This window comes from Pseudomonas sp. C9D1, assembly GCF_056491235.1.
In genome coordinates, this window is record NZ_JBSZIE010000001.1 from 1514263 (window position 1) to 1527934 (window position 13672).

Consider the following 13672-nt stretch of genomic DNA (forward strand, 5'->3'; position numbering starts at 1 on the left):
TCGTGCCACGGCCTTGGCCGTGGCTGGGTAGGGTGGGTCGCATGCGGGCGCCCGGATCACGGCACGCCAGCCGCCCCATCGCTGGGGCCGGAACGAAAAAAGCGCCGCGCACTGGCTGCATTTCTGCGCAGTGACGCGACGCCTTTGTCGTTCAGTCGGGCAACCGCCGTTGGCTACCTGTGGAGGGGATGGAGCAAGAGACGGGCCAAGGAGCGGGGCCGGTGCCGCCGGCCGCCACAAGTGCCTGATTTACCGGGCTTCGGCCGGTGCGTGAGGGGCGCCGAGCAGTGGGCCTGCCGGCGTGGCCGGGGGCTGGCGCCGGTGCAAAAGGGGGCGCGCTGTCGCGCCCGTGCACCGGGGCGGAGCTGCGGGGGCGGGTTCAGTCCAGCCAGTTGACCTTGGGGAAGGTGCTGCGGAATTTCTCCGGCATCTCCACCACCTTCGACTGGCGGTAGTCGAAGAACACGAAGCCGGACTTGGCCATGGCCACCAGCTTGCCGTCGGCGGGGCGGGTGATGCGGAAGGTGATGTCGCCGCCGTAGCGGTTGAAGTCCATCACGCCCACTTCGAACAGCAACTGGTCGCGGGCGTGGGCCTCGGCGCGGTAGGTGGTGGCCAGGTCGGTGACGATGATGCCGGTGCCGTCGCCCTCGGTCTCGGTGATGCCGAAGTCGAAGAGGAAGCGCGCGCGGGCCTCGGAAATCATCGAGATCATCGAGTCGTTGCCCAGGTGGTTGGCGCCGTTGATGTCGGTGACCCGCACGGTCAGGTGGGTGGAGTAGCAGAACTGGTCTTCGGGGAAGTTCAGGGTCAGGCGGGCCATCGGGGTGCGAACCTCGTACGTCGGTAGGGAAGGGGCCGTGGCAACGGCGGGCGGATTCTACCCGCGCCGCCGCCGCTATGTGGCCATTCGCCGACTGAATGAGGCTTAGCGGTGCAGGCCGTTGAGCCAGTAGAAGGTCACCCGGCCGCCTTCGTTGCTCGGGCCGCAGTTGTCCTGGATATAGGCGCCGGCCTTGAAGTAGAGCTGCTGGTTGCCCCAGTAGCCGCTCAGCTGGCGGAACAGGCCGCCGTCATCGCCCTTGCTGGTGACGGTGATGCCCAGGCGCCCGCTGGGGGTGAGGCGCAGGTCGTAGCCGAAGCGCTCGCCCAGGTCGACGTTCTCGGCCAGCAGGATGTTCTCCACCTCCTTGTCGCCGGGGCGCTTGCGCAGCAGGGCCTCGAGGCGGCCGGTGCCGTCCTTGTAGTGGTACTGCAGCTTCAGCAGCGGGTCGTTCTCGCTGCCGGCTTCGTCCTTGCTGTGGATCTGCCCGATGATGATCTTGTTCTTGCTCGGCACCTGCTGCACCGAAAGCACCGCGCTCAGGTAATTGTCGGCGCTCTGGTAGTTCCAGTAGCTCAGGGTGCCGTCGGCCTGGGTCTCGCGCAGTTCGCTGCGGGGGTAGCGGGCGTCTTCGCTGGTGCTGCCGGTGACGGGCACCCAGAAGGTCACGCTGCCGTCGTCGTTGCGACGGAAGTACTGGCTTTCATAGCCGTTGTTGAGGCGCTGGGTGGTGATGAGCGTGGCGGATTGGTGGGCGGGGATGTCGAGTTTCCAGGTGCTGAGATCGATCACGGGCTGTCCTTGAGGCCGGGGGAATAAGCCCCTGTTGGGACCGGCACGATCCCGGAAGTTCAGCGAGGTTCCAGTTAGGCGACGAACTGCATCGTCGCGGGCCAGTGAGGCGGCACAGTGCCAGCAGCCGGGCGGTGTGCGGCCGCCCGGCCACAGGCAGGCGGCCGGTAACCCTTTACAGCGTCAGGTGGTAGACCCGTAGGCGGTGGCCGTCGGGGTCGATGCCGCTGAAGGTGTAGCCGAAGTCCATGGCCTCCGGCGTCTGGACGATCTCCACGCCCTGTTCCTGCCAGAGCTGATGCAGGCGGTGCACGTCGTCGTCACTGTCGACCTGGACGCACAGCTCGCTGCCACCGCCCGGTACAGTGGTGGCAGGCTTCACGCCGTCGCGGGCCCAGAGGCCAAGCTTGAAGCCGTTGTCGAAGACGAAGAGGGCGAAGCCCGGGCTATGCTCGACGGTCTCGCGCGCCAGCAGGCGCCGATAGAAAGCGGCACTGCGCACGGGGTCGTCGACATACAGGTTGAGCAGGTTGGGGGCGATCATTGGATGGGTCTCCGATGCGGAGCGACGGGCGTCGTCACTCGATGCGCGCAGGCTAGGCCCCACCTCTGTCAGTTTCTGGCAGCAGCCTCACTGCTCGGCGATGCCGTGCAGTTCGCGCCATTCGCGCAGCAGCACCTGGCGTCGTCGCGGGTAGCGCTGGCCCAGGTCGAGCAGGTCGTCCACCCGGTCGAGGCGGAAGTGGCGCATGGCCTGGCGCAGTTCGCACCAGGCGGCCAGCACACGGGTCTGCTCGAAGTAGCCCAGGGCGAAGGGCCAGACCACCCGTTGCGACGCCTGGCCCTCCACATCGCGGTAGCCGAGCTGCACGCGGTGTTCCCGGCGGATGACCTCGCGCACCTGCTCCAGCAGCGCATCGGGGATTTCGCTGGCCGGTGCCGGGCCGATCAGCAGGGTGCTGGTCTCCAGCTCCTCGCGCAGGGCCGGCGGCAGCACCGCGCCGACCTTGGCCAGCACGTCACGCGCGGCCGCCATCAGTTGGCGGTCGCCCCGGCGGCTGACCCAGCGCATCCCGAGCACCAGGGCTTCGATCTCGCCCAGGGAAAACATCAGCGGCGGCAGTTCGAAGCCGGGCCGCAGCACATAGCCCAGCCCGGCGCCCCCTTCGATGTTGGCGCCCTGTTGCTGCAGGGTGGCGATGTCGCGGTAAAGGGTGCGCAGGCTGATGCCCAGCTCACTGGCCAGGGCGTGCCCGGCGACGGGGTAGCGGTGGCGGCGGAGGATCTGCAGCAGGTCGAGCAGGCGCTGGCTTCGGGACATGGCGTTACCCGGCTCAGAGACGCAGCAGGCCGACGCTGCGCAGGAAGCGCTCGACGTCGGCGGTGTAGCCGTTGTCCTGGCCGAGCTCGTGGTTGATCTGCCGGTGCGACATGTCCACGCCCATCACCTCCACGCGCTTGCCCTGGTCGCGGCCCTTGGCGGCGAAGCCACGGGCTTGCGGGCAGGCGTCGTCGCGACGGGTGGAGCACACCGCCAGCAGCGGCGCGCCGGATTGCTCCAGGCGCAGGGTGGGGGAGGCGGCGCGCCAGGTGGCGGGGTCGTCGCCGAAGGCGCGGTCATAGAGCTTCAGGTGCGGGCCGCGCATCACCGTCTCGACGTTGAAGGCGGCGCTGTCCAGCGCCACGGTGCCGATCCACGGGCGCGCGCCATGCTGGGCGGCGATCTCCGGCGCGGCGTCGATCAATGCCACCAGGTGGGCGCCGGCGGAGTGACCCATCAGCACGAAGCGCGCCGGGTCGGCCTGCCAGCCGCTGGCCAGTTGCTGGGCCTGGGCCAGGGCGCGGGCCACGTCGTCGGCCTGGGCCAGCGGCGGGGTGTCGGGGAGCATGCGGTAGTTGGCGGAGACCAGCACCACGCCCTGGGGCACCCAGCGCAGGGCCTTGTTCAGGGCGACGCTGCCGTTGTCCTTGTCGCCGTTGGCCCAGCCACCGCCGTGGACCATGAAGATCACCGGGGCGGGCACGCGCGGCGCGACCTTGGGCTGGTAGACGTCGAAGCGCTGGCGCTCATCGTTGCCGTAGGCGACATCCCGTTGCACGCGGATGCCGGCGTCGTCGAGCTGGCGGGCTTCGCGGCGCTCCTGGAGCAGGCCGGCGCTGGCGGTCTGCAGCGTCAGGGCACCGAGCAGGGCGGCGCAGAGGAACAGCAGGCGGCTGGGCTTCATCGTTGGGTCCTTCGCTGATGGGCCGGGACGGCGCCCGGTACAGCCTTGATACGCCACCGGGGCACGAACCCCTGCGTGGGAAATGAAAACGGCGCCCCTGGGGCGCCGTTGCCTGTGTCACTCGGCCTTGCGGGCCTTGCCTGGCTGGATCAGCCCGTCGGCGCGGAACATCGCCTTGATGCCACGGATGGCCTGGCGGATGCGGTCCTGGTTCTCGATCAGGGCGAAGCGCACATGGTCGTCGCCGTACTCGCCGAAGCCGATGCCCGGGGAGACGCAGACCTTGGCCTCGGCCAGCAGCTTCTTGGCGAACTCCAGAGAGCCGAGGTGGGCATAGGGCTCGGGAATCTTCGCCCAGATGTACATCGAGGCCTTGGGGTTCTCGACCATCCAGCCCGCCTCGTGTAGGCCCTTGACCAGCATGTTGCGGCGCTGGCGGTACTGCTCGGCGATGTCGCGCACGCACTGCTGGTCGCCTTCCAGCGCGGCGATGGCGGCCACCTGCAGCGGGGTAAAGGTGCCGTAGTCGTGGTAGCTCTTGATCCGCGCCAGGGCGCTGACCAGCTCGGGGTTGCCGACCATGAAGCCGATGCGCCAGCCGGCCATGTTGTAGCTCTTGGACAGGGTGAAGAACTCCACCGCGATGTCCTTGGCGCCGGGCACCTGCATGATCGACGGGGCCTTCCAGCCGTCGTAGACGATGTCGGCGTAGGCCAGGTCGTGGATCACCAGCACGTCGTACTGCTTGGCCAGGGCCACCACGCGTTCGAAGAAGTCCAGCTCCACGCACTGTGCGGTGGGGTTGGAGGGGAAGCCGATGATCATCATCTTCGGCTTGGGGATGGATTCGCGGATGGCGCGCTCCATCTCGGCGAAGAAGTCGACGCCTGGCACCAGCGGCACCGAGCGCACCTGGGCGCCGGCGATCACCGCGCCGTAGATGTGGATCGGGTAGCTGGGGTTGGGCACCAGCACCGTGTCGCCGTGGTCCAGGGTGGCCAGCATCAGGTGCGCCAGGCCTTCCTTGGAGCCGATGGTGACGATGGCTTCGCTTTCCGGATCGATCTCCACGTCATAGCGGTCCTTGTACCAGCGCGAAATGGCGCGGCGCAGGCGGGGAATACCGCGGGAGGTGGAGTATCCGTGGGTATCTTCGCGCTGGGCGACCTGCACCAGCTTCTCGACGATGTGCGGCGGGGTGGCCCCATCGGGGTTGCCCATGGACAGGTCGATGATGTCCTCGCCACGACGGCGCGCGGCCATCTTGAGTTCGGCGGTGATGTTGAAGACGTAGGGGGGGAGACGATCGATGCGCGCGAAACTGCGCGGAGAACGCGTGTCAGCCATGCTTTCCTCGGATACGTAAGCGCCCGGAACCGTCCGAGCGACGTTGGCCACATGGGTGGCCTGGCGGCGAAGATAAGCGCAGCGGTGGGGCGTTGTCGAGAAAAATCCGAGGCGTTGCGGGGCGTTTTCTTTCAGGGCGAATGGGTGTGCCAATCAGCCTCAGCCTGCACGGGATACCCCGGGGCGTAGGGTGGATGCCGCTCTTTGCATCCACCCGCAGTGCCGACCTGGGCGCCGGTGCGGTGGACCGGTGAAGCGTGGTCCACGATTACCCGGCGTGCGGCGTTACTGAGGGATGAGAATCGAGAACTTCTTGTGGTGGGTGCTGCCGTTGACGTCACGCACCTGGGCCACGAACCAGTGGGCGGTGGTGGAGGCGGTGCCGGCTTCCGGGGTGCCGCTGACCAGGCCGTCGGAAGCCAGGGTCAGCCCGGCCGGCGGGTGGCCGCTGACCAGTTTCCAGGTGGCGCCGCCGAGGCCGCCGGTGCTGTAGAGCTGGGTTTGGTAGGCCTGGCCGACGCGGGCGCTGGGCAGGGCGGCGGGGCTGTTGACGAAGAGGTCGTCGTTGGGGTGGCTGGCGGCCAGGCGGTAGAACTTCACCCGCGCGCCTTCGGTGGCGCTGTCGCCGTGCATGTGCAGGTAGGCGCCGGCCTTGAAGTAGAAGGTTTCGCTGTTCCAGGCCGGGTCCATCGCCATGGTCGCCACGGCCCCGCCGTTGGCCGAGGCCATGGCGACGTTGTTGCTGACCTTCATCTGGTAGCTGAAGGTTTCGCCCAGGGCGATGTCGCTGGCCAGCACGTGGTTGGTATAGGGCAGGCCCTGCTCCGGCAGGCCCTGCAGCTTGGCGATGACGCGACCGGTCTTCTTGGCGAAGTCGTAGCGGTAGTAGAGGAGGATCAGCGGCGCGCTGCCGTAGCCGTGCACCTGGCCGACGATGACCAGGCCGTCGCTGGGCACCTGCATGACCTTGAGCAGGGCGTCCTGCACCGATTCACCGGCACCGCTCCAGGTCAGCCCGAGGTTGCTCGGGTCGAGCATCTCGCGCAGTTCCGAGCGCGGGCTGCTGGAGCCCCCGGCGGTAGCGCCGTTGACCGGCGTCCAGAAACTCAGGGAGCCGTCGCCCGGGTCGGTGCGGAACCAGCGCGACTGGTAGCCGTCGGGCCCGCTGAGCTGGTCGGGGCGCACGGTGACGGCCTTGCCCTCGGTGCCGCCCTCGGCGTCCTGTGGCACGGTGATGTTCCAGTTCTCCAGGGCGAAGTTGCCGCCCGGGGCGACGCCCTTGTAGAGCTCGGCCTGGGCTTCGCCGAGCAGCAGGCAGCCGAACAGGCCGAGCCAATAGGCACCGCGATGGCGGTGGGATGTGGAGTGGAGCGATTGGAACCTGTGCATGCCTTGCATCCTCGTTGTCGGGCCGCACTCCGCTCGAGACCGCTTTCCTTCGACGCGTACGTGCCTTCCCTGCGCTTGTATAGGGCCTGCCGCGTGGCAGGCCTTTCACAGACTCGTCGCCTTCAAGGAAGGTTCTGCCGCTGCGTTGCGGCGGCGACCGGTGGCGCACTGGCACCGGGGCATTGCGCAGGGCTCAGGGGCGGGTCTCGGCCTTGAGGCGGACCAGCAGCTCGGCGAGGCGCTCGATATCGGCATCCGTTGTGCGCCACGAGGAAACACTGAGGCGGAAGGCCGGGCGCCCCTGCCACAGGGTGGGGCCGAACCAGACATCGCCCGAGGCCTGGGCGGCGAGGCGGATGGCCAGGGTCTGCTCGTCGTTGTCGGCGCGCACCAGCACCTGGTTGAGCACCACGCGGTTGAGCACCTGGTAGCCGGCGCCGCGCAGGCGTTCGGCGAGGTGGCCGGCCTGGCGCAGGTGACGGTCGATCAGCTCGCGCAGGCCGTCGCGGCCGAGGCTGGCCAGGGCCGCCCAGATGGGCACGCCCCGGGCGCGGCGGGAGAACTCCAGGTTGAGGTTCTTCTGCGCATCGCGGGAGGCGCTGGCGTAGGCGGCGTCGCTGTTCATCGCCGTGGCCAGGGCCTCGACGTCGCGGCAGATGGCCATGGCGCCGTCGTAGGGGGTGTTCAGCCACTTGTGGCCATCGGTGGTCCAGCTGTCGGCCCGCTCGACCCCCTCGGTGAGCGCAGCGGCGGAGCTGGCGCGGGCCCAGAGGCCGAAGGCGCCGTCCACATGCACCCAGGTGCCGGCGGCGTGGGCACGGGGGATGAGTTCGGCGAAGGGGTCGAACTCGCCACCGTTGACCTCGCCGGCCTGCAGGCAGAGCACGGTCATGTCGTCCAGCGGCGGCAGCTGCGCCGGGTCGATACGGCCCAGCTCGTCGACGGGGGCCACCAGCAGGCGGTTGATGCCGAAGCCGAGGATGCGCAGGGCCTTCTTCACCGTGATGTGCACGCTGGCGGAGACCACCACGCGCACCTCGGGCGCGCCCATCAGGCCGTCGCCGTCGAAGTCCCAGCCCTTGCGTGCGAGCAGGGCGCGGCGGGCGGCGCTGAGGCATGCGAGGGTGCAGGCGGTGGCGCTGGTGCCGAAGCCGACGGCGCTTTCGGCGGGCAGGCGGAGGCTTTCCAGCACCCAGCGCGCGGCGGCCTTTTCGATGCGGTCGGCGGTGGGGGAGTTGTCGAAGGACGAGGCGCACTGGTCCCAGGCCAGCACCAGGCGCTCGGCCGCGGCGGCGGCGGGCAGGGTGGCGCCGATGACGAAGCCGAAGTAGCGCCCGCCGTTGGAGGCGGTGGTGGCGGGGGAGCCCAGCTCGTCCAGCAATTGCAGGGCCTGCTGGGCGGGCAGGCCCTGGGTGGGCAGGGGGCCGTCGAAGCCGGCCAGGGCGGCGATGGCCTCGGCATCGGGAAATACGCGGCGCCCGGGGATGCCGTCGAAGTAGGCGAGGGCGCGGCGGTCGGCGTCTTCGAGGAGCTGGCGTTCGGTGTCCATGGGCGTGTCCGGGCGGTGGCTGCGATGGGCTTACCTTAGCCGTCGCCACGGCGTGCCAGCAGATACACGCCACGCCGGCGATGGCCGTACAGTCGCGGTCGACGGACCCCGGACAGCAGAACAGTTACAACTCCCACCCGTACAGTTGCCCCTCAGTGCCCGAGCATGTCGTGCATCGCGATGATCTGCTCGGCGACCTGGACGAGCTTCTGCTGGCGGCTCATGGCCTGGCGGCGCATCAGCGTATAGGCGTCTTCCTCGTTGCAGTTCTTCATCTTCATCAGCAGCCCCTTGGCCAGTTCCACGCGCTTGCGTTCGGCCAGTTGCTGCTCGCGGGCGTTGAGCTGCGCGCGCAGGGCCTGGTCGCTTTCGAAGCGGGCCATGGCGACGTCGAGGATGGGCTGCAGGCGCTGGGCGTGGATGCCCTCGACTATGTAGGCGCTGACGCCGGCCTGGATGGCCTGGCGCATCACGCCCGGGTCGTGCTCGTCGGTGAACATGACGATGGGGCGGGGCTGGTCGCGGCTGACCAGCACCACCTGTTCCATGACGTCACGGCCGGGGGATTCGGTGTCGATGAGCACCACGTCGGGGCGCACGGCTTCGACCCGTGCGGGCAGGTCGATGGTCAGCCCGGATTCGTCGATGACCTCGAAGCCGGCCTCGACCAGGGCGGCGCGCAGGCGGCCGACTTTCTTTGCGGTGTCGTTGATCAGAAGGATGCGCAGCATAGGGTGGCCGTCCGGTTACAGGGCGAGGGCGGAAGACGTGCCGGCGAGGGCGTGCAGGCGGAAGCTGCGTGCATAGCCGGCCGGGTCGCTGCCATCCCAGGTGATGCCGTCCATCAGCGTGGCGCTGCGCATCTCGGCGGGCGCTTCGATACCGAGGGCTGCGGCGGCCTGGCGGTAGAGGTCGAGGCGCTGCACCTGGCGGGCGACGCCGAGGTAGTCCGGGTCATCGCGCAGCAGGCCCCAGCGGCGGAATTGGGTCATGAACCAGATGCCGTCGGAGAGGTAGGGCAGGTTGACCCGGCCGCCGTCGAAGAAGCGCAGCGGGTGGGCGTCTTCCCAGGTGTTGCCGAGACCGTCGCGGTAGTGGCCGAGGAAGCGTGGCTCGATGGCCGAGAGCGGGGCGTCGATGTACTCGGCGCCGCTGATCAACTGGGCGGTGCTGCGGCGGTTTTCCAGGCTCTGCTCGATGAAGCGGCTGGCTTCGAGCACCGCCATGGTCAGCGCGCGGGCGGTGTTCGGGTAGGCGTCGGCGAAGGCGGCAGTGACGCCGAGGACCTTCTCCGGGTGGTCGGGCCAGATCATCTGGCTGGTGGCGAGGGTGAAGCCCTGGCCCTGGTCCACCGCGAGCGCGCCCCAGGGGCCGCCGGCGCAGAAGCCGTCAATGCGTGCGGCCTGCAGGTGGGCGACCATCTGCGAAGGCGGCACCACCACGCTGCTGACGTCGTGCAGCGGGTGAATGCCCTGGGCGGCCAGCCAATAGGCCAGCCACATGGCGTGGGTGCCGGTGGGGAAGGTCTGGGCGAAGGTCAGCCGTGCACCACCTTGGCGCACGTGGGCGGCCAGTGCCTCGGCAGTGGTCACGCCGGCGCGCCGTAACGGTTCGGAGAGGTTGATGGCCTGGCCGTTCTGGCACAGACCCATGAGGATGGCCATGTCGGTGGCCGTGCCGCCGATGCCCAGGTGGATGCCGTAGACCTGGCCGTAGAGTGCCTGGGCGGCGTCCAGCTCGCCGGACAGCAGCTTGTCGCGCAGGGTGGCCCAGGAAGCCTGGCGCTTGAGGTTGAGGGTGAGCCCATAGGGCTGGGCGAAGCCCTGGGTGGCGGCGACGATCAGCGAGGCGGAGTCGGTGAGGGCCATGAAACCGAGGTCCAGCGTGCTCTTTTCAGGTGCGTCGCTGCCGGCGACCCAGGCCAGGTTGTCGGTGCGTGTGTGCAGTCGGTTGTCGCTCATGCTGTCGCCTTCCCATCAACAAAAAGGCGTCGCCACGGCGGATCGCGGGCTGCGATGGCCGATGACGACGCCATTGTCCGGTGGCCCGCTCCGCCGTTGGAGCGGGCCTGATGCCTTGGGCAAAGCAAGCGATGTGCCAGGGGCGGAAAGCGAAGCCCCCGCCGGAGCGGGGGCCTGGGTGGAGCGGGGCGGATCAGCGTTCGATGATCTGTTTCACCTGGGTCTGCGGGATCTGCTGCTTGCGACCTTCGCTGTCTTCGAACTCGAGCATGCCGGTGTCTTCATCCAGGTGCGGCTTGCCATCGCTGGTGAGCATCTGGCCGTCGGTGGTGTTGATCAGGTATTCGCTGGAGCAGCCGGCCAGGCCGACCAGGCAGAGGGCGATGAGAATCCAGTGCTTCTTCATGGTGGTACTCCTTGGAATGAGCGGTTGGGCGCTTCTCCTTGGAACATAGCCGCTGGCGGTGGGCTGGCAAGGCGGGAGAGGGTGAATTCGTGGTGTGCGGCACGGTTCGGCGAGATGGCGTTTCTTCGGTTCGGTTCTCGGTTCGGCGGACCTGGGGCAGCGAAGAGTTTCGCGAATGAATTCGCTCCCGCGGGGTTTGTGAGTGTGGTGTTCGGCGCAAATCGCGCCCATAAAAAAGCCCCGCACGGGGCGGGGCTTCTTCATGGCCGGTGAGGCTTAGGCTTGAACGACCGGGATATTGGCGTTCGCAGCGGCTTCGCGGTACTCGGCGATCTGGTCGAAGGACAGGTAGCGGTAAACGTCGGCAGCCATGCTGTCGATGCTCTTCGCGTATTCCATGTACTCCTCGACGGTCGGCAGCTTGCCCAGGATGGACGCGACGGCTGCCAGCTCGGCGGAGGCCAGGTACACGTTGGCACCATCGCCCAGGCGGTTCGGGAAGTTACGGGTGGAGGTCGAAACCACGGTGGAGTTCGACGCTACGCGTGCCTGGTTACCCATGCACAGCGAGCAGCCCGGCATTTCCATGCGCGCGCCGGCCTTGCCGTAGATGCCGTAGTAGCCTTCCTCGGTCAGCTGGTGCTGGTCCATCTTGGTCGGCGGCGACAGCCACAGGCGGGTCGGAATCGAGCCCTTGACCTTGTCCAGCAGCTTACCGGCAGCGCGGAAGTGGCCGATGTTGGTCATGCAGGAACCGATGAACACTTCGTCGATCTTGTCGCCGGCAACGGTGGAGAGCAGGCGGGCATCGTCCGGGTCGTTCGGAGCGCAGAGAACCGGCTCTTTCACGTCGGCCAGGTCGATCTCGATGATCTCGGCGTATTCGGCGTCCTTGTCGGCTTCCATCAGCTGCGGGTTGGCCAGCCAGGCTTCCATCGCTTGGGCGCGACGTTCCATGGTGCGGGCATCGCCGTAGCCTTCGCCGATCATCCAGCGCAGCAGGGTGATGTTGGACTGCAGGTACTCGGCGATGGCCTTTTCCGGCAGCTTGATGGTGCAGCCCGCAGCGGAACGCTCGGCGGAGGCGTCGGACAGCTCGAACGCTTGCTCGACGGTCAGGTCGTCCAGGCCTTCGATTTCCAGGATGCGGCCGGAGAAGGCGTTGATCTTGCCCTTCTTCTCGACGGTCAGCAGGCCTTTCTGGATGGCGTAGTAGGGGATCGCATGGACCAGGTCACGCAGGGTGATACCGGGCTGCAGCTTGCCTTTGAAACGCACCAGAACGGATTCGGGCATGTCCAGCGGCATGACGCCGGTGGCGGCGGCGAAGGCCACCAGGCCGGAACCGGCCGGGAAGGAGATGCCGATCGGGAAGCGGGTGTGGGAGTCGCCACCGGTGCCGACGGTGTCAGGCAGCAGCATGCGGTTCAGCCAGCTGTGGATGATGCCGTCGCCAGGACGCAGGGACACGCCGCCACGGGTGCGGATGAAGTCCGGCAGGGTGTGGTGGGTGGTGACGTCGATGGGTTTCGGGTACGCGGCGGTGTGGCAGAAGGACTGCATCACCAGGTCGGCGGAGAAGCCCAGGCACGCCAGGTCTTTCAGCTCGTCGCGGGTCATCGGGCCAGTAGTGTCCTGGGAACCGACGGTGGTCATCTTCGGCTCGCAGTAGGTGCCCGGGCGAACGCCGGCTACGCCGCACGCCTTGCCGACCATCTTCTGCGCCAGGGTGAAGCCCTTGCCGCTGTCGGCGGGCTGTTCCGGCTTCTTGAACAGGTCGGAAGAACCCAGGCCCAGTTCGGCACGGGCTTTCTCGGTCAGGCCACGGCCGACGATCAGCGGGATACGGCCGCCAGCGCGGACCTCGTCGAGCAGCACCGGGGTCTTCAGTTCGAAGGTGGTGATGACATCGTCGGTGCCGTGTTTGCAGACTTTACCGGCGTGCGGGTAGACGTCGATCACGTCGCCCATGTTGATGTTCGATACGTCGAACTCGATCGGCAGGGCGCCGGCGTCTTCCATGGTGTTGTAGAAGATCGGGGCGATCTTGGAGCCGAAGCAGAAGCCGCCAGCGCGCTTGTTCGGCACGTAGGGGATGTCGTCGCCGAAGAACCACAGCACCGAGTTGGTGGCGGATTTACGCGAGGAACCGGTACCGACCACGTCACCGACGTAGGCGACCGGGAAGCCCTTGGCCTTGATCTCTTCGATCTGCTTCAGCGGGCCGATGGCGCCTTGCTGCTCGGGGACGATGCCGTCACGGGCCATTTTCAGCATGGCCAGGGCGTGCAGCGGGATGTCCGGGCGCGACCAGGCATCGGGAGCCGGGGACAGGTCGTCGGTGTTGGTTTCGCCGGTGACCTTGAACACGCTCAGGCTGTACTTGTCAGCGATAGCGGGCTTGCTGGTGAACCACTCGCCAGCGGCCCAGGACTCCAGCACGGCCTTGGCGTGGGCGTTGCCAGCCTTGGCTTTCTCGGCTACGTCGTGGAAGGCGTCAAACATCAGCAGGGTGTGCTTGAGCTGTTCGGCAGCGGCGGCGGCCAGCTCGGCGTCATCCAGCAGCTCGACCAGGGTGGCGATGTTGTAGCCGCCCTGCATGGTGCCGAGGAGTTCGGTGGCGCGCTGCTTGGTGATCAGCGGGGACTTGGCTTCACCCTTGGCGACGGCGGAGAGGAAACCGGCCTTTACATAGGCCGCTTCGTCCACGCCCGGCGGAACGCGGTTGGTGATCAGGTCTACGAGGAATTCTTCTTCGCCGGCCGGCGGGTTCTTCAGCAGCTCTACCAGGCCTGCGGTTTGTTCGGCGTTCAGCGGCTGGGGCACGATACCCTGGGCGGCACGCTCTTGTACGTGTTTGCGATAGGCTTCAAGCACAGTTTTACCCTCATCAGTGGTCCCAAGGAGTTGTCCGGGACGCTCATCCAGGAATCCAGCGAACACGTGCGCCGCGCAGCTTTGTGAGCTGCCTGGCCAGGGTTTCGTTGGTTCCATCCAGAAGCTGTTTTCAAAGTTTTACGCCGGAAGGAAGGCCTGATGAGGGCTGGCGCAAGGCACTCGCTGGGGAGTGCCCAACGCCAATTTTCCTGCCGGGTGGACTGTGCTCGTGACGCTTTGAAAACAGCTTCCAACGGACATTGGCGCCTAAAATGGCGGGCCAATTCTAAAGGAAAGCTGAGC

The 13672-nt window shown here is 67.6% G+C and carries 12 protein-coding genes; all 12 read right to left on the reverse strand.

All coding sequences use genetic code 11. The features are described from left to right. Positions 1 to 379: 379 nt before the first annotated feature. Entirely contained in the window at positions 380 to 823 is a 444-nt protein-coding gene (locus tag ACXI0U_RS07010) for a thioesterase family protein (protein WP_111261294.1), read from the reverse strand. Positions 824 to 928: 105 nt separating this feature from the next. Next, on the reverse strand, positions 929 to 1615 hold the full coding sequence (locus tag ACXI0U_RS07015) for a polysaccharide lyase family 7 protein (RefSeq protein ID WP_479549935.1): 687 nt from the start codon (positions 1613 to 1615) through the stop codon (positions 929 to 931). A gap of 175 nt (positions 1616 to 1790) precedes the next feature. After that, entirely contained in the window at positions 1791 to 2159 is a 369-nt protein-coding gene (locus tag ACXI0U_RS07020; protein WP_479549936.1) for a VOC family protein, read from the reverse strand. A gap of 87 nt (positions 2160 to 2246) precedes the next feature. After that, positions 2247 to 2936 (reverse strand): helix-turn-helix transcriptional regulator, encoded by a 690-nt coding sequence (locus tag ACXI0U_RS07025; RefSeq protein WP_479549937.1) that lies wholly within the window; start codon positions 2934 to 2936, stop codon positions 2247 to 2249. Between the two features lie 13 nt (positions 2937 to 2949). Next, on the reverse strand, positions 2950 to 3840 hold the full coding sequence (locus ACXI0U_RS07030; protein ID WP_479549938.1) for an alpha/beta hydrolase fold domain-containing protein: 891 nt from the start codon (positions 3838 to 3840) through the stop codon (positions 2950 to 2952). Between the two features lie 117 nt (positions 3841 to 3957). After that, positions 3958 to 5187, reverse strand: a complete 1230-nt coding sequence (gene alaC / locus ACXI0U_RS07035; RefSeq protein WP_479549939.1) for an alanine transaminase — start codon at positions 5185 to 5187, stop codon at positions 3958 to 3960. Between the two features lie 285 nt (positions 5188 to 5472). Beyond that, positions 5473 to 6576: a polysaccharide lyase family 7 protein gene (locus tag ACXI0U_RS07040; protein ID WP_479549940.1), complete on the reverse strand. Its 1104-nt coding sequence runs from the start codon at positions 6574 to 6576 to the stop codon at positions 5473 to 5475. Positions 6577 to 6769: 193 nt separating this feature from the next. Continuing rightward, positions 6770 to 8125 (reverse strand): pyridoxal phosphate-dependent decarboxylase family protein, encoded by a 1356-nt coding sequence (locus ACXI0U_RS07045; protein ID WP_479549941.1) that lies wholly within the window; start codon positions 8123 to 8125, stop codon positions 6770 to 6772. A gap of 152 nt (positions 8126 to 8277) precedes the next feature. Then, complete coding sequence (locus tag ACXI0U_RS07050) at positions 8278 to 8856, reverse strand: ANTAR domain-containing response regulator (protein WP_184489322.1); 579 nt, start codon at positions 8854 to 8856, stop codon at positions 8278 to 8280. 15 nt (positions 8857 to 8871) lie between these two features. After that, entirely contained in the window at positions 8872 to 10086 is a 1215-nt protein-coding gene (locus ACXI0U_RS07055) for a CmpA/NrtA family ABC transporter substrate-binding protein (RefSeq protein ID WP_043247201.1), read from the reverse strand. Positions 10087 to 10279: 193 nt separating this feature from the next. Then, a complete protein-coding gene (locus ACXI0U_RS07060; RefSeq protein ID WP_184489324.1) occupies positions 10280 to 10492 on the reverse strand; it encodes a YgdI/YgdR family lipoprotein in 213 nt (70 codons plus the stop codon). Between the two features lie 276 nt (positions 10493 to 10768). Next, a complete protein-coding gene (acnB, locus tag ACXI0U_RS07065) occupies positions 10769 to 13369 on the reverse strand; it encodes a bifunctional aconitate hydratase 2/2-methylisocitrate dehydratase (protein WP_316924623.1) in 2601 nt (866 codons plus the stop codon). Positions 13370 to 13672 lie beyond the last annotated feature (303 nt).

What these genes read in the sequence shown, in the direction of transcription:
- ACXI0U_RS07020 (WP_479549936.1), bottom strand. Translation starts at nt 2,159, where the DNA reads ATGATCGCCCCCAACCTGCTCAACCTGTATGTCGACGACCCCGTGCGC.
- ACXI0U_RS07060 (WP_184489324.1), bottom strand. Translation starts at nt 10,492, where the DNA reads ATGAAGAAGCACTGGATTCTCATCGCCCTCTGCCTGGTCGGCCTGGCC.
- ACXI0U_RS07010 (WP_111261294.1), bottom strand. Translation starts at nt 823, where the DNA reads ATGGCCCGCCTGACCCTGAACTTCCCCGAAGACCAGTTCTGCTACTCC.
- ACXI0U_RS07040 (WP_479549940.1), bottom strand. Translation starts at nt 6,576, where the DNA reads ATGCACAGGTTCCAATCGCTCCACTCCACATCCCACCGCCATCGCGGT.
- ACXI0U_RS07050 (WP_184489322.1), bottom strand. Translation starts at nt 8,856, where the DNA reads ATGCTGCGCATCCTTCTGATCAACGACACCGCAAAGAAAGTCGGCCGC.
- ACXI0U_RS07045 (WP_479549941.1), bottom strand. Translation starts at nt 8,125, where the DNA reads ATGGACACCGAACGCCAGCTCCTCGAAGACGCCGACCGCCGCGCCCTC.
- ACXI0U_RS07025 (WP_479549937.1), bottom strand. Translation starts at nt 2,936, where the DNA reads ATGTCCCGAAGCCAGCGCCTGCTCGACCTGCTGCAGATCCTCCGCCGC.
- ACXI0U_RS07055 (WP_043247201.1), bottom strand. Translation starts at nt 10,086, where the DNA reads ATGAGCGACAACCGACTGCACACACGCACCGACAACCTGGCCTGGGTC.
- ACXI0U_RS07030 (WP_479549938.1), bottom strand. Translation starts at nt 3,840, where the DNA reads ATGAAGCCCAGCCGCCTGCTGTTCCTCTGCGCCGCCCTGCTCGGTGCC.
- alaC (WP_479549939.1), bottom strand. Translation starts at nt 5,187, where the DNA reads ATGGCTGACACGCGTTCTCCGCGCAGTTTCGCGCGCATCGATCGTCTC.